We start from the raw sequence: 19,096 nt of genomic DNA, 5'->3' as shown, positions 1-19,096 counted from the left end.
CACATCTTTCTTAACATTTCAAACCTTTGTAGCACAAGGCTTTCAAGACTCGGTTAACAATCTGTAATATTCCTTGTTGACACCCTTACTGACAAAGAAAAAACTGAAATCAAGTCAGGATAAGGGTTGGAGTGCTTACTGCAAAAATTGTTAAGAAAGATCCCTATAAGGGATAGCTTGATAAGGGGGGTGTCTGATAATTTTTAACGCCTACCTACTTATCCCTGAAATTCCGTCAAAATCCCATAGATAGCCCAGATAGCCATGGCGCGTAAATAATGACAAGCGCGAAAAGTTCCCACCGATGTAATCGCTTCCGGGGTGCGAAATTGTAGGCCATTTTCATAAACTTGTCGCACCACTGCTTCCGTAATTTGCCATCCCTGCTTTTCCATTCCCATTTGTAGTAAAAAAGCCACCAACCCAAAATTAATTCCTACCCAAACCTCCAAGGGATGAGTTGCCTGGGGATTTTCGGGAGTACCATCGGGTTTTAACCCATTTGCCGCCCCAAATTTTCCCCCATGAAACTTGAGAAAACAAGCCTGATAAATCTTACCTAAAGCTGATTGCGTGTATTGATTTTCTACCACATCCGGTAAACCCAATAAACGGGCATAAAATTGACCGCATAATTGGTCAGTCATCACCACATCGGAACCACTACCACTATCTAAATTATAATATTCTCCATTCCAGAGAGTCTGATGATAAATAGCGCGAGATTGCTGTAACCAACTGGCAAAAATTGCCGTATCTTCTCCAAGAATTGCCCCAATTTTAATCGTTGCTTCTAGAGCCGCTATCCACAAACCACCGCAATAGGCACTAATTCCCTGTAAACGCCAATCATCAAAAGTTTGGTCTGGCGCGCCGGAATTTTCGGGAATCCCATCGTTATCAAGGTCAAAAGTTTTTAAATATTGCAAAGTCAGGACAATTGACGGCCAACATTCCCGCAGAAAATCTTCATCTTTAGCCCCCGTTAATAAATAATCCCGATAGACTAATAAAACAAAATCACTGCCTAAATCTTTCCAGAGATTACAATCTTGATAACTGGTGTAATTGCTCTTTTGCCAAGGGTGTTCATTGGGGGCGCCTAAATCGTGGGGAGTGGCATTTTTAGCCTTACGAATGGCACTAGCTTGGTTATAACCGATAATTCGAGGAGTGTCGTCACTGCTGGGAATTGCCCTGGCAAAAGCTTCCATGACGGCCTTTTCTAAGCGCGGCCATAACATCAATAACCCAAAGGAACCATAGAGACGCACATCAAGACTTTCATACCAACGATAATCAATACATTCTAACACTCCGAATTGACCGATCGGATCCTGTTCCGTGGCGGCCGTCCAGAGAGTGCCGCCGTCAGTTAGGAGGTATAATTCGTTAAATAAAGCCATTTTAAACCAATCGGCCAGATCGCTGCGTTCTAGGATCGGTTTTTGCCAGTTAATAATATTTTCTCGCCATGTATCGCCGTGTTTTAAAGCCGTGCGTACCATCGCCCAAGCATTTTGACCATTGCGACCGAAAAAGTCCGTATAACGACGATAATAGTTAATTCCTTGGGCAAATTCGGTGACTGGTAAATCCCAAGCTAAAATAAAAGGAATTTTGCGAGTTTTCCCCGGACGAATGGTAAAACGAATCGCCATAGCCGTGGCCGTTTGTTCCCCTTTTTGGGCGGGGGTTTCGTCCTCAATATCCGGTAAAGAGCCATTCATGGCGAAATAGTCCCAAACTTCGCCCCCATCGCCGGCAGGGTTCCATTTACCCCGATAAAATACCTCTAGACTCGGATTAGTGATAGTGGCAATCGCCATCTGTCCATCCCCTTCCCCGGGGTTTTCGTAATCCCGACGCATTAGACAGCCAACGCGGAAATTATCGACAATCCATTGATTATAATTACCCTCACTTTCCCCCCATTTTGATTGATATTCATAGACGGGACTACCATCATCTCTCACTTTAACCACTGGGGATTTAATCGCGTTAGTAAACCAACCGATTGTATTTTGCCAAGTCAGCATAATACTAATAGTAATCGGTTTATCGGTGGGATTATGCGCCGTCCATTCAAATAGGGCAATAGGATAACTACTTTCTTGATAATTATGCGCCCAAACCGGTGAGAATTGTTCGCAAATTAATTGAGTCTGAAAAACATCTTTGTACTCGTACCAACTGCGGGGATAAAGGGCAGAATATGTTCCCTTTTCGGCTGGATACCACGACCAGCGCGATAACGTTCCATCCGTCGGGCTTTCCGTCGCCATAGCGTAGGCTTGGGCGCTTCCGTCTTCTGTTTGTTCAAAAATGCTAAATTGACAGGCCGCAAGGCTATTAAAACTGTGTTCACCGCCGTCCAGATGCCAGAGGTTAAAGTCACCTTTGGGGGAACGTCCGATGCAACCGGCCCCAAATCCCCCCAGAGGCATCCCATGCCAAGGACCATCATCTAAATTGCTGGCGTAACGGACGCTGTAGGGTTTTTCCCAACCTTTGCCCAGAGGACGTTTCCAAGCAGCGGCGGGAATTTCTGGAAGGGAGACGAGATTAAGCATAGATTTAAGTGGGAATTATGAATTATGAATTATGAATTAGGAATTGGGGATAAGGGAGAGGGGATAAGGGAGAGGGGATAAGGGATAAGGGAGATGGGAGAGGGGATAAGGGAGAGGGGAAAGGGGAAAAGAGAGAATAAATAAAAATAATATCCTGAATTCAGACTCTACCGAACCTGTCATGTAAAACTATCAACAACTCGTGCTTGTAAAGCTTGTATACTAAGGCTTTGAGTTTTTGTTAGATTGATATTTAAGTAGGTGGGTGGAATTAAATATAAAATGAACGTAGGTTGGGTTGAAGCATGAAACCCAACGCCCGCATGGGTTACGCTACCGCTAACCCATCCTACAAATAATTGTGCCTACCTACTTATCAACTTTAGAGCATTGCTGGGCAGAGAGGGAGCTTAAGGAATTTTCTACAGTGTAAGTTCGGAAACCATAATTTCATAATTCATAATTCATAATTCATAATTCTGACTCCACCAAGAAACTTTTTCAGTAAACCCTAATTATTCGCTAAAGAGATAATTGCTGCGATCGCTGACAGGCCAATCTTGATTTTCTCCACCGATAATTAAACGTTTAATATCGACAAAATCCTTACTTAATTGGGTCAAGGCATTGATTAAAATATCCAAAGCAATAAGATCGCTAGTACCAAGGTCAAACCAACAACGTCCCCAAGTACCTAAGTATTCAAAATCGGTCATATTGTGCATCGGTGACATAAAGGCATTTTCGGCCATATCTGGATCGTATTCCATATAACTAATATCGACTCCTACCTCTTGTACCTGTAGGTTTTCGGCATTGAAAGCCCCTAATTTACCCAAATAAAACCAAGAGGCAAAAACTTCTTCTACATATTGCTGTTCTATATTCGAGGGAACCGTCGAAAATTCCAGCCAAAACCAGACATCAAAAGGATTAAATTCGCGAAATTGCACTTCCATTTTTTTTATAGGAGACAGGAGTAGTCACTGATAACTGATAACTGATAACTGATAACTGATTACTGATTACTATGCTGTAATTTCCAGAGAAAACTAGCGAGGAGATTGGTGATAACATGAGCGAGGATCGGGATTAATAAATTACCGGTGATGATGACGGTATAACCGAGGGCAAAACCGACAACAGTTGCCCAGATAACATAAGGCCATTGTTGGGAACCGCTAAAATGGAGGATGCCAAAAATCAGACTAGAAACGGTTAAACCAAAGATATTTAAGCCCAAAGCTGGCAAAATCACCCCGCGAAATAATAATTCTTCACTTAACCCCGGCAGTAATCCAATCCAAATTAAATCGGGCCATGCTAAAGGTTTAATGACTAATTCTAAGTAAGAGTTAGCACTATGGCGATAACTAGACCAAAAACGATAGAGAAGCCCACTAATTCCACTAATTGCCCCCGCTAAGGCTAATCCGAACAGGAAATCCGGGAGAGTCCAGCGAATGGCGGGAATAGCGATCGCACCGAAATATTGCCAAACTTTGGCGACTACCAGCAGGATAATCGCCGTTACCGCCATAATGGTGAGGACTTGTGTGCGTGTCAGGGGATCAAATTCGGAATTAGGGGAATTAGTCACGGATTCTCGGATAAACAGCGTAAAGAGTTTAAATTAGGGCGAAGAGATGCGAGGCTAACCCCTGCCCGTTGACAAACGATCGCACCGATCGCCTCTGTATATGAGTGTACCCTAATTGCTTTCACCCCTAGAGGTTCCGGGGCCACCTTCATTCTTGTACTATTTTCCTCGACAGCAATCAGTACAGTTTTTTCTTGACAAAAACTTAGAACTGTGCTACAGCCGCAGGCACTGGCGGGAACGATCAGCGCGTCCACCTCCCGGCTCCAAATAGCATCGGGACTGGGCTGCTTGACCAATTGGGGGGCGCGACTTAAACCCACCAAAACGCAGGGTAAAAAAGTATAACCGATTTCTTCGGCTGCGGCCTTGGGGGAAAGTTGCGGATCGAGAGGCAGCGGACTTAAAGCGGGAGCGTGGGCCGCCGGTATTTGGAATTGTCGGACCACCAGATGGGAAATCACCGCTTCGGCCCCGGCAAGGGGATCCACCCCCTGACCATGGCGATAATTAGCCAGGGCAATGCTATCGGGATCGTCGGGAAAACGGGCAACAATGGCGATCGCTTCCGCTCGGCCTTGCTTAATCAGTTTTTCTGCTCCCCGCAGCAAGCTGTCGGGATTGCCAATTGTTCCCCAACTGGCCCCGGAGGCTGCCTCTCGCAACTGCACATTTAAGGGGGCATCGGTGACAAGGTAATCGGTGAGATCTAAGCCTAGGGTGGCCCGGACAGCATCGGCAGCCTGAAGGTGTCTTTGCAAGAGGTCAAATTCAATGGCGCGATCAAATAGTAACCCGATGCGATTTTGATGGACGGGACTTAATCCCCAATCCCCCCGGGCAAAACGATCTAAAGCGTAACCCTCCACATAATAGGTGTTGCCTAGGGGCCAGTACAGTTGTGCGCCGTTGAGGACATTGGGATGGGTAATTAGGCGATCGCAAACTTGAGCGGTCGCTCTGGCCACGGGAATGCCATCCCCAGCATAACCGCCAATCGCAGCCCCGATGCCGGTGGGAATAATTAGTACGGCGGTATAGGGACGGGAATTCACGAGGCAGTGGTGACAATCGCTTCGACTTTGACTTGATTATTCTCGGTATCCACTTCTGTGATTGCCCAACGCAAGGGTTCACCGCGTTTGGCTAATTCTTTTTCGATTTCTTGCTCCAGTTGTTGCGGGGTTTCCTGTAGGTCGATTTCGGCACTAATAAAGTGAGTGGTCATGGGGATTGTCTGGGATAGTTATCCCCTCAGTTTATCAAGATTTTGCCCTCTTGCGCTGGTTTATCGGCTCTCTGGGTCAGGAACCACAAAGACACGAAGAACACAAAGATCGATCGCTGATATGTAAGTTAAACTGGTCGCAACGCGCTCGCTACGCGAGATCACACAAAGAATAGGAGAGCCAGATCCGTTCTCGTACTATGATTAATAGTAGGCTTTCCCCTAGAGATTATGATCGCAGTTCCCAACTACATCAGTCCCCAAGAATATCTCGCTATCGAGCGCCAGAGTCAGATCCGTCATGAATACCGACGTGGTTTGGTTTATGCGATGGCCGGCGGTACAGATAATCATGGTCGCATCGCCTTCAATTTTCTCAAAGTCATTGACGAACATTTCGGCGACTCTACAGACTGTCGGTTTCACTCGGGTAATGTCAAGGTTAACTATCAAGATCAGTTTTATTACTATCCCGATGCTTTTGTTACCTGCGATCCGCGCGATCGCCAAGATCGTTATCTGAAACGCTATCCGAAACTAATTGCGGAAGTGCTTTCCCCCAGTACGGCCGCTTTTGACAAGGGCGAAAAATTCCAAGATTATCAACAGATAGAAACTTTAGAAGAATATGTATTAATTTCCCAAGAAATCCAGCGCGTGGAATGCCGTCGTCGTAATTCTCTGGGGATATGGGAAACGACTATTTACGAGACAGGCGATCGCGTGATCCTGTCAAGTATTAACCTAGATTTAGCCATCGCCGATCTCTACCGGGGAATAGATTAAAATGTGAACTACTCTCAAGGGAGTTGAGAGCTTGCTGCTTCCATGGGAATGGATAGACAGCCTTTAGTTTACTTGTACTAACTAGCTCGGCAATTTTCCAGCCATTCTTCTAAATCTTGTAGTGACTGAAAATCTAACAAAGCTTCTCCCAAGTTTTCTAACTGTTCTAGGTCAAGACTGCGGATATTGGGCAATAATTCGGGAGAAATGTCCCCTACACGCCGATTTAATTGACGTAAAACTAGGTTAGCTTCTCCCTCTTGTCGTCCCTCTTGTAAACCCTCGGACCAGATTTCTTGATAGATAACTGATTCTTTCATGATGTCTTTCCTCAATAATCGTTGGATGATGTCTTTCTTTAATACTAACCCGGCTAGAATAGCGGTAGATGCAGCCAGATTACTTTGTTCTCGACTATCGCTGATTTGCTCGATTTCTTGGGCAATTTGCCGCAGTAAGTTTTCTTGTTTCTCCGCTTGAGCGAGTATGGCAAAGGGAAACAGTCCGGGGGCCTTTAATAGGGGTTCCGAGGGTTGTTCCCAAAGTCTAATCACTTCAAATTGATGAGAGGTTTTCCCTTGTTTATAATCATTCTGTCGGACTTTGGGGGAATCACTTTTCCTTAGATAAATAACCACTTGATGGATAGGTTTACGCGGATAGCGTCGATAGAGTCTGGTGGCATAATCTAGCATTCTATAGGGAATATCTTCTTTAGGGTCGGTTTGGAACTCGATATGTAAGATTAATTCTTCCGACTCCAAAAAGATTAAAGTATCGGCTCTAATTGGCTCTAGGGATAATTCCGAGGGTTTAATTTCTGTTAATTCTAAGGGTTTACCCAGTAACCAAGTGGCCAAGTCTCTCGAATATTCAAGAGCGATAAATTTACAGGTAGAATCATACATTATTTAATTCAAATTATAGGTTAAGGCTGACCTATATTTTAACAAAATTATCACCCTATTCCCCCTCAATCCCCCCTTATCAAGGGGGGTAGGGGGGATCGAACCCAAAATCTATCTTCAATTTAATTATAACCAGCTACTTAATACCTAGCTACTTAAACAAAGGAGGTTTATTCGGGGAAGGGTATATCTAAACTCATTTGTTGTCCTTGGGTTTCCCTTTGTTTTTCGGCAGCTTTCAGGACTTCAAAGGTGAGGATAACATCGAGACGTTTTTTTTGTTCAAGGATTTCTTGTACTGTCACAATCTCAATTTTATCGACACTTTGACTCATATAACGACCGCGATAAATTCCCGCAGATTTGGCTGTTTGGATCATATCTTTGCTAGGAGGTTTCAAGGTGATAAATATACCCAGGGCTGCCCCTTGTAGTGTCATGGTTCCCTGTAGATCTCTGATGTCTCCCGATTTGACATTACCGGATTTTACTTGAAAAATAATTTTCTCCCGATTGTCTTTATCTCCCTGAAAATAGGCAATAGCATCGATTCCTTTATCTGCCCCTTTTTTGTCATTAATCACAGCCCGGTTATTACTATAGGTTAAAACCGCCCATTTCTCAAATTCTTTGCGGGTACGATCATCGGGTTTAGTGGCTAATGCTTTGGCTGATTCTAGATCTTTGGGAATACCATTCAGTTCAATTTTATCTAAAACATTTTTACCAAAGGAGTCCTCTAATCGCTTTAACATTAAGCTAATACTCTGATAGGTTATATCAATTCCAATCCAGTTTCTCTCTAATCTCTCTGCTACAGCGATAGTCGTTCCACACCCACAATAGGCATCTAAAATTATGTCTCCTTTATTACTACTTGCTTTGATTATTCTTTCTAACAATGCCTCCGGTTTTTGTGTGGGATAACCCAGACGTTCTTTTGTAGTTGGAGCAAAGATAATATCTGTCCATATATCTTGAATTACAGGGCTTTTAGTTTCTGATAAATATTGCTTAAGACCATCTTTTCTAGGCCGGCCATCCTTCTGTAACAAAATATAACCCTGACTATATAGTTCTTCTAGTTTTTCTATAGAAAACCGCCATTGTCTATTATTACCTGGATGAACTCCACGCCATTCTATAGTTCGTGATTCGGAAAAATGAGGAGCCGTTAAGTTTTCTGCTCTGTATAAACCTTTAGAGTCTGAGTATTTATATCTTGCTAATTGTTCTTGGGAATGATAGGCATCTATATGATTAAATGTCTTAGCCTGTGTTTTGCTGTAAAAAAACAGACGATCCTGAATTCTTCCATATCTTTGAGGATCATTGTGTGCCGTAGTTCTTTTCCAAACAATCTCATTGAAAAAATCACCCCCCTGAGAGCAAAAAATAGCATCTAAAACTATTTTTAAATAATGACTAGCAGTAGGATCGCAGTGGAGATAAAAGCTACCAGTAGATTTTAAAACTCGATGGATTTCCACGATCCTCAGAGTCATACTCACCAGATAAGCGAGAAGACTACCTTTACCTAAAACTTTGGTTAAACCGTCAATTAAATCGATAGTCTGACTGGTAAATTTACCCTGATAGTTGCTTTGAATTTCTTCTAAAGCTTCGTTAGCGTGATTATCCCATGTCCAGGTATCTACAAACGCTTGTGCTTGTGCTTGATCTTCCTTGCCTAAGTTGTTATAAATTTGGTTGTAATTGCGTTTAGAATTAAAGGGTGGATCGATATAACAAAGATCGATCGACTCATCTTTGATATATTTCCGCAGCACTTCTAGGTTATCACCGTAGTATAGTTTATTGACCATAGAGATTGGGGGGATTGACTGCATTCTCAATTGTATTATTATTCCCCCTTAAAGAGGACGAATGCAATCGCTCCAGAGAATAATATGATTGTACTAATTACAACAAGCGCATCCTGTGCGCTCAAAATTTAATTTTCCTAAGTCTATCTAGCCTGAAAATGAGGGGGTCGCAGGCAGGCACGGATTCCCATTATATAAATGAGTATATGTCAAGTGCTGGGATTTTGTCAAGAGGAATTATCGTCACCGTCAAATCAATTTCGCCGCTAAAATCAAAGGTTCTTTCCAATCAACTAAAACTAAGCTAAGTGGGTGGGTGGAATTAAATATAAGATGAACGTAGGTTGGGTTGAAGCATGAAACCCAACGCCTGCATGGGTTACGCTACCGCTAACCCATCCTACAAATAATTTTGCCTCCCTACTTAAGACGCATTTAAACTGCCTATCCTTAGATTAGCTGAATTTCCCCCCCCAACCCCCCCGACATCGGGGGGGCAAGGGGGTAGGGTTGCCTCCTGCCTCCTGCCCCCTGCCTCCGTTATCTTGGGTGAGGTGGGAACCCTAACCGTAGTATGATTGAACAATGCGAAGAATCACAATAACTCGACCCGACGACTGGCACCTTCATCTCCGCGATGGTGCGGCAATGAAAGCGGTTCTACCCCATACGGTGCGTCAGTTTGCCCGTGCCATTATCATGCCGAATTTAAAGCCACCAGTGCGCTCGGTGGCTGATGCTGCCTCCTATCGCGAGCGCATTCTGGCAGCAGTTCCAGAGGGTCAACAGTTCGAGCCACTGATGACCCTCTATCTCACCGATAATACCAGTCCCGAAGAAATCGTGGCAGCGAAAGCCTCCCAGTTTGTCAAAGCGGTGAAATACTACCCGGCCGGTGCGACAACTAATTCCGACTTGGGGGTGACGGACCTTCGTAGGTGCGATGGCGTTTTGGCAGCGATGGAGCAGGTAGATATGCCGCTACTACTGCACGGAGAAGTTACCGATGGTGATATTGATGTGTTCGATCGAGAGAAAGTGTTCATTGAGAAGCACTTGCTCCCACTGATAACAAGATTTCCCAAACTGCGGGTGGTGTTTGAACACATTACCACTGCCGATGCGGTCAAGTTTGTTCTATCTGCTAACAACAATGTCGCCGCCACAATTACGCCCCAACATTTATTGTTTAGCCGAAACATTCTCTTTACCGGTGGCATTCGTCCTCATTTTTATTGCCTGCCGATTTTGAAACGAGAGGATCATCGTTTGGCACTTTTGCAAGCGGCAACATCGGGGAATCCCAAGTTTTTTCTAGGGACCGATAGCGCACCCCATTCTCGCTACAGCAAGGAAAGTTCCTGTGGCTGTGCGGGTTGTTATTCAGCCCTGCACGCCCTAGAGTTGTACGCAGAAGCCTTTGAGAGTGTCGATGCGCTTGAGCAACTAGAAGGGTTCGCCAGCTTGCACGGGCCAGATTTCTATCAACTCCCCCGAAATACCGAACAAATCACCTTAACCAAAACCCCTTGGCGCATTCCCGATGAATTGCCATTTCCCGAATCCGGACTGGTGCCGTTACGAGCGGGTGAAGAGATAACCTGGCAATTAGGGGAATAAAAACCGCGAGTCTTGGTAGTTGCGGTCAAGAATTCAAGATTAGTTATTTCCCATGACAATGAGGAGGATCGATAACATTGGCAAAAATTGCCCAAAGTACCATGAGCGGCATCGGCAACAAACAGATTAGCCATTGATGACCGGTTAGGGTCGCCGTTGCAAACAGACTGTTCATCACCCCCCATTGACTAAACAAAATTTGTAGGGCAACAGCAGCCACAATCCCCAAAATTAGGATCGGTGCATTAGTAATCGAGGTTGACTGACGACGCAGGTAGTTAACTAGGCTCATCCCTAATTGACTGATACTGAGCAGATAGATAACCCGTGCTGCCACAAGGGATTGAATTGCCATTGTGCGGGCAACGGCAATATCTCCTGTGGTCGATTTAGCCCACTCAAACATACCAAAAATCAGAATCCAGTTAAACAATGAAACAGCCAAAATTCGGCGCAATAGTTTTTTGGTGATCAAAGGTTCATTGGGATTGCGTGGTGGTGACTGCATAATGCCGGGGGATTTTGCTTCAAAGGCCAGGGGAACAGTCATCGTGACCGAGTTGATCATGTTCAACCAGAGTACTTGTAGGGAGAGGATGGGTAAATCTCGCGCCAGTAAAGTACTGATCAGAATCGTCATCGATTCGCCACCATTGACAGGTAAGAGAAAGGAGATTGCTTTGCGTAAATTTTGATAAACGGTGCGTCCTTCTTCGACAGCAGCCTTGATCGAGGCAAAGTTATCATCAGTGAGGAGCATATCAGCAGATTCCCGGGCGACTTCCGTTCCTCCTTTCCCCATGGCAATGCCGATATCGGCCTGCTTGAGAGCCGGCGCATCATTAACACCATCGCCCGTCATCGCCACGATTTCTCCTTGGGACTGGAGTACTTCCACCAGTTGCAGTTTTTGGGTAGGGGCAACCCTGGCAAATACCGATCCATCGACCACCGCTTGGGCCAGTTGATGATTATCCATTTGCGCTAATTGTTTTCCCTCAAATGCTAAGACTTGTGCTGCCGTTTTAATGCCCATCCGTTCCGCGATCGCCCGCGCCGTGACAAGATGATCACCAGTAATCATCTTGACGCGAATCCCAGCACTTTGACAGGCATGAACAGCAGCGATCGCCTCTGGACGAGGCGGGTCAATCATGCCCTGTAATCCTAGAAACACCAAGCCTGTTTCGATATCCTCATGGTCGATAGAATGCTGATGGGTCGCGGCTGCTTTTTTGGCGAAGGCAAGCACCCGTAAACCCTGCTCTGCCATCGTTTCTACCGCTTGCTCGATCTGTTGGGCGTTCAGCGCGGTCATCTGACCATAGCGATCGATCATCTGGGAACAACGACGCATTAGCGACTCAACCGATCCCTTGACATAGATCAGGCGAGGTATGCCATCATGCAGGGTTGCCATGTATTGGTACTCAGATTCAAAGGGAATTGCATCTAATCGTGGGGTTAAAGACAATAGCCCCAATTGACTGAGACCTGCTTTGGCGGCGGCCGCAATCAGCGCCCCTTCCGTAGGATCCCCCACCACTGACCAATCTTCTCCCGTTTGTTTTAGCCCGGAGTCATTACAAAGCAAACCAGCTACCAGACAATCCCCTAGGGCCGGCGGTAATTCCTCTGCAAAGGGGCTGCCAGGGTTGCCATCGGTGATCAGACTAATTTCGCCCTTGGGACTATAGCCACCACCACTAACGGCGTAATATTGCCCTTCAGTATAAATGGACTGTACAGTCATTTGATTTTCGGTCAGGGTTCCGGTTTTGTCGGAACAAATGACGGTCGCACTCCCCAATGCTTCCACTGCGGGCAGTTTACGAATAATCGCATGACGACGGGCCATGCGGTTGACCCCAATGGCCAAGGTAATCGTTACCACTGCCGGCAGCCCTTCTGGAATCGCACTCACTGCGAGGGCAACGGCAGCTTCAAACATATCGATCCAAGATTTCCCCCGTCCTAACCCGATGGCAAAGGTCAAGGTTGCTAGGGTCAAAATTGCGTAGAGTAGGGTGCGGCTAAATTGGGCAAATTTACGGGTCAGGGGTGTGCTAAGGCTGACTCGGCTTTCCATCGACTGGGAAATCTGCCCCACTTCGGTGGCATTGGCCGTAGAGACAACAATCCCTTTGCCCTGTCCAAAGGTAACAAAACTCCCTGCGTAGGCCATGTTTGTCCTTTCTGCTAGGGGCGTATCCCCGGGTAAGGGTTCGATCGCTTTTGACCCGGGCAAGGATTCCCCGGTCAAGGCAGACTCATCCACCTGCAAATTGCGGACTTTCAGCAGCCTCAAGTCCGCCGGCACTTTATCCCCCGATGCCAATAAAACGATATCTCCTGGCACCAAATCCTGAGATGGAATCCGCAGGGTTTGTCCCTCTCGCAACACGGTCGCTTCTGTGGTTACGGCTTTGGCTAGGGAAGCGATCGCACCTTCCGCCTTAGCTTCCTGCACATAGCCAATAATGGCATTGATCAGGGTAACTCCCCAAATCACCGAGGCATTCGTCCAAGACCCTAAAAATGCCTTAATAGTACCCGCAAGCAAGAGAATATAGAGTAGTGGCTGATGAAATTGCTGCAAAAACCTCAACCAAGCTGGTTTCCCCGGCTTAAATCGCAGTTCATTCGGGCCATATTTTTCGTAGCGACTGGCCACTTCTTCTGCTGATAAGCCCGCTGACCCATCGCTGGTCAAGTATTCAATCACCTCTGGTTGAGAAAGTTGATGATACAAGGGCAATGATAATTGAACTGGCATCATGCTCTCCAATATTTAGGGAATTATGAATTATGAATTATGAATTGGGGAAGTGGGGAAGTGGGGGGGTGGGAATTATGAATTATGAATTATGAATTATGAATTGGGGGGTGGGGAAGCTGTCTCATCACCCTATCACCCCAAAACCCTATCACCCTATTTATTTCCAGACGACCGACGACCGACGACTGACGACCTTAAGCTCCCGTCTTATTTTGATAATAATCGCGGGTTCCCTTGGCATCTAGGGCCTCACCGAGACGAGCAATGGCCTGGGCGTAGGCGGCGTTACGCAGAGATATATCGAACTCCTGGGCGAAAGACCAGACTTTTTCCGCTTCTGTCACCATTCTTTCTTTTAAGCGCTCATTTATCTCGTTTAATCGCCAATAAAGACCGCTGCGATTTTGCACCCATTCAAAATAACTCACCGTTACCCCACCGGCGTTAACCAAAATATCGGGGAAAACGAGAATCCCTTTTGATTCTAAAATGCGATCGGCTTCTGAGGTAGTTGGACCATTGGCCACTTCAAAGATATATTTTGCCCGCACGCGATCGGCATTTTCGGCGGTAATTTGGTTTTCTAGGGCAGCTGGAATCAAAACATCCACATCTAGGGCTAATAATTCTTCATTACTAATCGCCTCGTGTTCGACGATATTACACACAGTACCCTCACAGTAAATAGCAGTAATCCCGCGATGTTCCTGTTTATACTCACGAATGCTGGCAATATCTAGGCCTTTTTCCCGATAAATGCCGCCCTGGGAATCACTTACCGCCACCACTTGATAACCGGCTTTGGCGAGGAGATCCGCCACTACGGCCCCGGCGTTACCGAATCCCTGAACGGCTACGGTAGTATTAGCGGGTTTTTTGTCTAATTTCGGCAAAAGAGAATGAATAACATGAAAAGCTCCCGTTCCCGTCGCCGTATCGCGGCCACGACTGCCTCCCATGGTTAAAGGTTTCCCCGTCACCACCGCCGGACTAATTTTACGCTGAATGATGCTGTACTGGTCCATCATCCAACCCATGATCATCTCGTTGGTATAGACATCGGGGGCAAGAATATCGATATCGGGACCGATAAAGTCGGCTATACCCTCGATATAGCCCCGGCTAAGACGTTCTAACTCGGCTTTTGACAATTCTTTCGGATTGAGGGTAATGCCGCCCTTAGCCCCACCAAAGGGCAAATCCAGCAGGGCGCATTTAAAGGTCATCCAAAAGGCTAGGGACTGCACCTCATCGATGTTGACGTTGGGATGATAGCGCACCCCTCCTTTGCCGGGGCCGCGGGTGTCATCGTAGCGGACGCGGTAGCCTTGGAAGATTCTCAGAGTGCCGTTGTCCATACGGACGGGTATGGAGACGCTGAGACTAGCTTTGGGATATTTTAACCGCTCGATCGCATCATCGGAAATGGAGACATACTTAAGGGCCTGTTCTAGGCGACTGCTGGCATCGGTAAAGAGTGATTTCGACATGATTTTTTTCCCCCTATCTATCCCCATTAGAACACGGGAAAAACAGTATATTTCGCTACAGTTTATTTTTCTTAATTAACCATGGACAGGGATTGCCGACAATTGTTCTCAACCAAGGTTACTTGAGAGATTTTCCCGCACATCATCTACCGTACACCCTACACCCTACACCCCACACCCCACTTCCCTATCACCCCACTCCCCCATCCCCAACCTGCAACTAAAAAAGGGAAAGAGCGATGCTCCTCCCTTTTTTGATAATTTATTCAAGTTGATTGTAGATGCACAGCAATCGAGGCTGAAATTACATCAAGCCTAATTGAGCAAGGATGCCTTTGTGGGTTAAGTATTCCGTAGCTACGCCAATAACGAAACCGAGCATGGCTAAACGACCATTCCAGTTTTCAGCGAAAGCGGTGAAGCCGAGTTTGTTTTCTTGCTTATCCATGGTGAATTGCCTTCCTATAAGAAAATTGCGTTTAAGTCAAGTGCTTGATATTTAATGTAACATAACTTTTCAGACTATGCAACATTTCTTTACATAAATTTTATTGATGTTAACCATAAACTTTTATGGGGGTAGGGTCAAGGGTAGGCAATGGCGGCCAAAAATCAAGCCTGATCTCAGTTGTAGGACTAAATAACCGTTTTCCCATCCCTGACCGAAAAAGATTACAATCAAGCGAAAGGTCAAGAATCGATCGCCATCGAGCGAGGAGTGAATATGCGCGCCTTACTGATTTATCCCGTTTTTCCGCCGACTTTCTGGTCTTATAACAAAATTCTGGAATTAGTTGATCGCAAAGTCTTACTTCCCCCCCTGGGTATGGTGACGGTGGCGGCGATTTTACCGCAGGAATGGGAATTTAAACTGGTCGATCGCAATATTCGGGCGGTGACAGAAGCAGAATGGGACTGGGCCGAAATAGTGATTCTTTCCGGCATGATTGTGCAACGTCAAGATTTAATCGAGCAAATTCACGAAGCCAAGCAACGGGGTAAACTGGTGGCTGTGGGTGGTCCCTATCCCACTTCTATCCCCCACGAAGTGGCTGAGGCCGATTTTCTGATTCTCGATGAGGGAGAAATCACCATTCCGATGTTTGTGGAAGCATTGGCAAGAGGAGAAACCAAAGGTGTTTTCCGCACCACAGAAAAACCCGATGTGACAATTACCCCAGTTCCACGCTACGATCTGCTCGATTTTGAAGCTTATGATTCCATGTCGGTGCAGTTTTCGCGGGGATGTCCCTTCCAGTGCGAATTTTGCGATATTATCGTTCTCTATGGTCGTAAACCCCGCACCAAAACCCCCGCACAATTATTAAAAGAATTAGATTATCTCTACGAATTAGGTTGGCGTCGGGGCGTGTTCATGGTGGATGATAATTTTATCGGTAACAAGCGCAACGTTAAATTACTCCTCAAAGAATTAAAGGTTTGGCAAGAAGAACACCAGTACCCTTTCCGGTTTAACACGGAAGCATCGGTGGATTTAGCCGCCGATCCCGAATTAATGGCTATGATGGTTGATTGTTACTTTGATGCGGTCTTTTTAGGTATTGAAACCCCCGACGAAGAAAGTTTACAATTAACCAAAAAATTCCAAAATACCCGTAGTTCGTTAACCGAGACGGTAGAAAAGATTATTAAAGCAGGATTGCGCCCCATGGCGGGATTTATCATCGGTTTTGATGGCGAGAAAAAAGGAGCGGCCGATCGCATTATTAATTTTGTCGAAGAAGCAGCCATTCCCACGGCTCTATTTGGAATGTTACAAGCTTTACCCAATACCGCTCTATGGACTCGCTTGGAAAAAGAAGGACGACTACGATTAACGGGGAAACAGGACATTAACCAAAGTACCCTGATGAATTTCGTTCCCACCCGGCCGATCGAAGATATTGCCACAGAATATATTGAAGCCTTCTGGAAATTGTACGATCCGGAGGTATTTCTCGATCGCACCTATCGCTGTTTCCTGAAATTAGGCGCACCTAAAGCGAAACCAGCCTTTAAACTGCCTCGACGGGCCGATCTCTATGCCCTAGCGGTAATTATCTGGCGACAGGGCTTTAAACGTTCCACGCGCTGGAAATTCTGGCAGAATTTATTCGGTATTTTGCGCCATAATCCCGCCAACGCCGAACACTATATCACTGTCTGCGCCCACAACGAGCATTTCCTGGAATACCGTCAGATTGTCCGGGATGAAATTACGGCACAATTAGCCGAATTCCAGCGCCAAGAGGCATTAATAGCGGAAAAAACCGCCATAGCGGCCTAATTATTCCGAGGATGGGTTATTTACCCATCCTGAACATTTTCTGTCCTGATGGTGGACGATCAATAAATCAATAATATTCCTAGTTTTCTGGTTAAAAATTCCCTCAATCTCTGCCAAAGCAATTCAGTATAAATTCTTAATTTTCTAGATATAATTACATTTTTTCCCTAAAATGTTAGCTGGAATACTGAATAAATCGAGAAAATCTGGATAAAGTCAGTATTTTTAGCTCCTTAACCCTATCAATCAAGCTAAAATCAATGATTACTCGTCAAGAACTTAAGAAACTACAATCCCTAACTCAAATACCCGCCCTTTCCATTCTCTTACCTACCCATCGCACCTCACCGGATAACAAACAAGACCCTATTCTCGTTAAAAATTTGGTCGATGAAGCAAAGCACCGATTATCGGCAGAATTCTCTAAACGTGAAATCGAACCTTTGTTCGAGCGCCTCGATAGTCTCGTGGCTGAAATAGATTATCCTTATACTCTAGATGGATTAGCTCTCTATATTGGTCCGGATATTGCCAAGCTTTATAACTTGCCTTTTTCTGTCCAGGCAAGAGTTGTCATCGATAAAACCTTTGCCACACGGGATTTAGTTTATGGATTACATCGAGAACAACCCTATTGGCTGTTACTATTAAGTCAGGGTTCTACTCGTTTAATCTCAGCTACAGGAGAAACTCTCGAAGAAATTCGCGATCAGAATTTTCCCTTAGAAATGACTGGACCGGGGGCCACCGCACCACTGCCCTTTGATGCCGATACCAGTTATCTAGATGATAGAATCCGGCGATTTTTCCAGCAGGTAGATAATGCTCTGGGTGAATACATTGACATTGATGATTCTTCCCCTTTGATTGTGGGTGGAGTGGTTCGTCAAATTTCCTTCTTTCAAGAAGTTTCACAGTACACATCAGCAATTGTTGGCACTTTAACCGGCAATTTTGACAAAACCTCACTGCCAGAATTAATTCCGCAAGTATTGCCGATTATGCATTCAGTGCGTCAGACTCAAAAAACTGAAGCCCTGCAAGCTTTGGACGCGGCAGTCAGCGCTCAAAAAGTTATCTCTACCCTGGGAGAAGTGTGGCGTTTAGCGCAGGAAGGTCGAGGAAAATTGTTATTAGTGGATAAAAATTACCATGTACCCGCAGTTTTAAGCGAAAACGGTGATTTGATACTGGTGGAAAACGTCGGTGGTACGGAGGTAATCGATGATGCAGTGGATGAAATTATCGAAGTGGTATTGGCCAAGGGAGGACGTGTAGCTTTAGTCGATGAAGATTCCTTGAACGATTACCAAAAAATTGCCTTAATTTTGCGTTATTAGACCTAATGGGCCGTTTCACAAGCTCCAATACTAACCCATTGACTAGAACCATCAGACCAGTATTCTTTTTTCCAGATGGGGGCATTATGCTTGAGAGTATCAATAGCATAACGACAGGCTGCGAAAGCTTCCCCGCGATGGGGACAACCCACCGCTACTAAGACGCTAATTTCCCCGATTTGTAGCTTACCAGTGCGATGGTGAATGACAACTCGATTGGTATCGGGCCAAGTTTGCCGAATTTGCCGAGCAATTTGCCGGAAAACCTCGATCGCCATGGGTTCGTAGGCCTGATAATCAAGACAAATAACCGGTTTACCGTCGGTTTGCTCCCGTACAGTGCCACTCATTAGTACAACAGCACCATTAGCCCCATCATCGGCTAATTGATATACTTCCTGCAAAGATAAGGGAGCAAAACTGACGCGAAAACTATCTGGTGTCATGGATGAGGGGATCGGGGAGTGGGGAAGTGGGGGGGGTGGGGAGATGGGAATTATGAATTATGAATTATGAATTATGAATTGGGGGGTGGGGAGATGGGAATTATGAATTATGAATTATGAATTATGAATTGGGGGGTGGGGAGATGGGAATTATGAATTATGAATTATGAATTGGGGGGTGGGGAGATGGGAATTATTAATAATGAATAATGA

15 protein-coding genes are annotated in these 19,096 nt (G+C 45.5%); 4 read left to right on the top strand and 11 right to left on the bottom strand.

What is annotated here, in order from left to right; genetic code table 11:
* Window positions 1-218: 218 nt before the first annotated feature.
* The 5 genes from ACE1AQ_RS02875 to ACE1AQ_RS02855 form a co-directional block, all read right to left on the bottom strand.
* Complete coding sequence (locus ACE1AQ_RS02875) at window positions 219-2,573, bottom strand: GH116 family glycosyl hydrolase (RefSeq protein ID WP_110543687.1); 2,355 nt, start codon at window positions 2,571-2,573, stop codon at window positions 219-221.
* 515 nt (window positions 2,574-3,088) lie between these two features.
* A complete protein-coding gene (locus ACE1AQ_RS02870; protein ID WP_002782647.1) occupies window positions 3,089-3,532 on the bottom strand; it encodes a DUF3531 family protein in 444 nt (147 codons plus the stop codon).
* Window positions 3,533-3,591: 59 nt separating this feature from the next.
* Window positions 3,592-4,173 carry a CPBP family intramembrane glutamic endopeptidase gene (locus ACE1AQ_RS02865; RefSeq protein WP_110543685.1) on the bottom strand — a complete coding sequence of 194 codons (582 nt, stop codon included), beginning with the start codon at window positions 4,171-4,173 and terminating at the stop codon, window positions 3,592-3,594.
* On the bottom strand, window positions 4,170-5,228 hold the full coding sequence (locus ACE1AQ_RS02860) for a DUF3326 domain-containing protein (protein ID WP_110543682.1): 1,059 nt from the start codon (window positions 5,226-5,228) through the stop codon (window positions 4,170-4,172). The genes ACE1AQ_RS02865 and ACE1AQ_RS02860 overlap by 4 nt, the downstream gene beginning before the upstream one ends.
* Window positions 5,225-5,401 carry a hypothetical protein gene (locus ACE1AQ_RS02855; protein WP_008196917.1) on the bottom strand — a complete coding sequence of 59 codons (177 nt, stop codon included), beginning with the start codon at window positions 5,399-5,401 and terminating at the stop codon, window positions 5,225-5,227. The genes ACE1AQ_RS02860 and ACE1AQ_RS02855 overlap by 4 nt, the downstream gene beginning before the upstream one ends.
* A 231-nt stretch (window positions 5,402-5,632) precedes the next feature.
* Between ACE1AQ_RS02855 and ACE1AQ_RS02850 the strand changes: the two genes are divergently transcribed.
* Window positions 5,633-6,187, top strand: coding sequence for a Uma2 family endonuclease (locus ACE1AQ_RS02850; protein ID WP_008196919.1), 555 nt, complete (start codon window positions 5,633-5,635; stop codon window positions 6,185-6,187).
* Window positions 6,188-6,264: 77 nt separating this feature from the next.
* Here ACE1AQ_RS02850 and ACE1AQ_RS02845 read toward each other — a convergent pair whose 3' ends face one another.
* Together ACE1AQ_RS02845 and ACE1AQ_RS02840 are read right to left on the bottom strand one after the other, a co-directional pair.
* Complete coding sequence (locus ACE1AQ_RS02845; RefSeq protein ID WP_110543680.1) at window positions 6,265-7,095, bottom strand: DUF4351 domain-containing protein; 831 nt, start codon at window positions 7,093-7,095, stop codon at window positions 6,265-6,267.
* A 170-nt stretch (window positions 7,096-7,265) separates the two neighbouring features.
* Entirely contained in the window at window positions 7,266-8,921 is a 1,656-nt protein-coding gene (locus tag ACE1AQ_RS02840) for a DNA methyltransferase (RefSeq protein WP_110543678.1), read from the bottom strand.
* A gap of 585 nt (window positions 8,922-9,506) precedes the next feature.
* Between ACE1AQ_RS02840 and pyrC the strand changes: the two genes are divergently transcribed.
* Complete coding sequence (gene pyrC / locus ACE1AQ_RS02835) at window positions 9,507-10,541, top strand: dihydroorotase (protein ID WP_008196924.1); 1,035 nt, start codon at window positions 9,507-9,509, stop codon at window positions 10,539-10,541.
* Between the two features lie 43 nt (window positions 10,542-10,584).
* On the opposite strand, the gene ACE1AQ_RS02830 is transcribed toward pyrC, so the two are convergent.
* The 3 genes from ACE1AQ_RS02830 to ACE1AQ_RS02820 form a co-directional block, all read right to left on the bottom strand.
* Window positions 10,585-13,317: a cation-transporting P-type ATPase gene (locus tag ACE1AQ_RS02830; RefSeq protein ID WP_106909486.1), complete on the bottom strand. Its 2,733-nt coding sequence runs from the start codon at window positions 13,315-13,317 to the stop codon at window positions 10,585-10,587.
* A 197-nt stretch (window positions 13,318-13,514) separates the two neighbouring features.
* Window positions 13,515-14,810 (bottom strand): Glu/Leu/Phe/Val dehydrogenase, encoded by a 1,296-nt coding sequence (locus ACE1AQ_RS02825; RefSeq protein ID WP_039899432.1) that lies wholly within the window; start codon window positions 14,808-14,810, stop codon window positions 13,515-13,517.
* A 304-nt stretch (window positions 14,811-15,114) separates the two neighbouring features.
* Entirely contained in the window at window positions 15,115-15,258 is a 144-nt protein-coding gene (locus ACE1AQ_RS02820) for a high light inducible protein (protein WP_002734821.1), read from the bottom strand.
* A gap of 276 nt (window positions 15,259-15,534) precedes the next feature.
* Between ACE1AQ_RS02820 and ACE1AQ_RS02815 the strand changes: the two genes are divergently transcribed.
* Together ACE1AQ_RS02815 and ACE1AQ_RS02810 are read left to right on the top strand one after the other, a co-directional pair.
* Window positions 15,535-17,097 carry a B12-binding domain-containing radical SAM protein gene (locus tag ACE1AQ_RS02815; protein ID WP_008196943.1) on the top strand — a complete coding sequence of 521 codons (1,563 nt, stop codon included), beginning with the start codon at window positions 15,535-15,537 and terminating at the stop codon, window positions 17,095-17,097.
* A gap of 260 nt (window positions 17,098-17,357) precedes the next feature.
* A complete protein-coding gene (locus tag ACE1AQ_RS02810; RefSeq protein WP_008196944.1) occupies window positions 17,358-18,437 on the top strand; it encodes a hypothetical protein in 1,080 nt (359 codons plus the stop codon).
* Window positions 18,438-18,439: 2 nt separating this feature from the next.
* On the opposite strand, the gene ACE1AQ_RS02805 is transcribed toward ACE1AQ_RS02810, so the two are convergent.
* Window positions 18,440-18,883 carry a molybdenum cofactor biosynthesis protein MoaE gene (locus tag ACE1AQ_RS02805; protein WP_008196947.1) on the bottom strand — a complete coding sequence of 148 codons (444 nt, stop codon included), beginning with the start codon at window positions 18,881-18,883 and terminating at the stop codon, window positions 18,440-18,442.
* Window positions 18,884-19,096: the final 213 nt, after the last annotated feature.

Source organism: Microcystis sp. BLCC-F209 (assembly GCF_041928595.1).
In the GTDB taxonomy this organism is placed as follows: Bacteria; Cyanobacteriota; Cyanobacteriia; order Cyanobacteriales; family Microcystaceae; genus Microcystis.
This window is presented reverse-complemented; position numbering and strand designations above follow the sequence as displayed.

Bases quoted from the DNA above. Each gene is read 5' to 3' on its own strand.
- ACE1AQ_RS02805 (WP_008196947.1), bottom strand. From the start codon at position 18,883: ATGACACCAGATAGTTTTCGCGTCAGTTTTGCTCCCTTATCTTTGCAG.
- ACE1AQ_RS02850 (WP_008196919.1), top strand. From the start codon at position 5,633: ATGATCGCAGTTCCCAACTACATCAGTCCCCAAGAATATCTCGCTATC.
- ACE1AQ_RS02875 (WP_110543687.1), bottom strand. From the start codon at position 2,573: ATGCTTAATCTCGTCTCCCTTCCAGAAATTCCCGCCGCTGCTTGGAAA.
- ACE1AQ_RS02855 (WP_008196917.1), bottom strand. From the start codon at position 5,401: ATGACCACTCACTTTATTAGTGCCGAAATCGACCTACAGGAAACCCCG.
- ACE1AQ_RS02820 (WP_002734821.1), bottom strand. From the start codon at position 15,258: ATGGATAAGCAAGAAAACAAACTCGGCTTCACCGCTTTCGCTGAAAAC.
- ACE1AQ_RS02830 (WP_106909486.1), bottom strand. From the start codon at position 13,317: ATGCCAGTTCAATTATCATTGCCCTTGTATCATCAACTTTCTCAACCA.
- ACE1AQ_RS02825 (WP_039899432.1), bottom strand. From the start codon at position 14,810: ATGTCGAAATCACTCTTTACCGATGCCAGCAGTCGCCTAGAACAGGCC.
- ACE1AQ_RS02810 (WP_008196944.1), top strand. From the start codon at position 17,358: ATGATTACTCGTCAAGAACTTAAGAAACTACAATCCCTAACTCAAATA.
- ACE1AQ_RS02840 (WP_110543678.1), bottom strand. From the start codon at position 8,921: ATGGTCAATAAACTATACTACGGTGATAACCTAGAAGTGCTGCGGAAA.
- ACE1AQ_RS02815 (WP_008196943.1), top strand. From the start codon at position 15,535: ATGCGCGCCTTACTGATTTATCCCGTTTTTCCGCCGACTTTCTGGTCT.
- pyrC (WP_008196924.1), top strand. From the start codon at position 9,507: ATGCGAAGAATCACAATAACTCGACCCGACGACTGGCACCTTCATCTC.
- ACE1AQ_RS02845 (WP_110543680.1), bottom strand. From the start codon at position 7,095: ATGTATGATTCTACCTGTAAATTTATCGCTCTTGAATATTCGAGAGAC.
- ACE1AQ_RS02870 (WP_002782647.1), bottom strand. From the start codon at position 3,532: ATGGAAGTGCAATTTCGCGAATTTAATCCTTTTGATGTCTGGTTTTGG.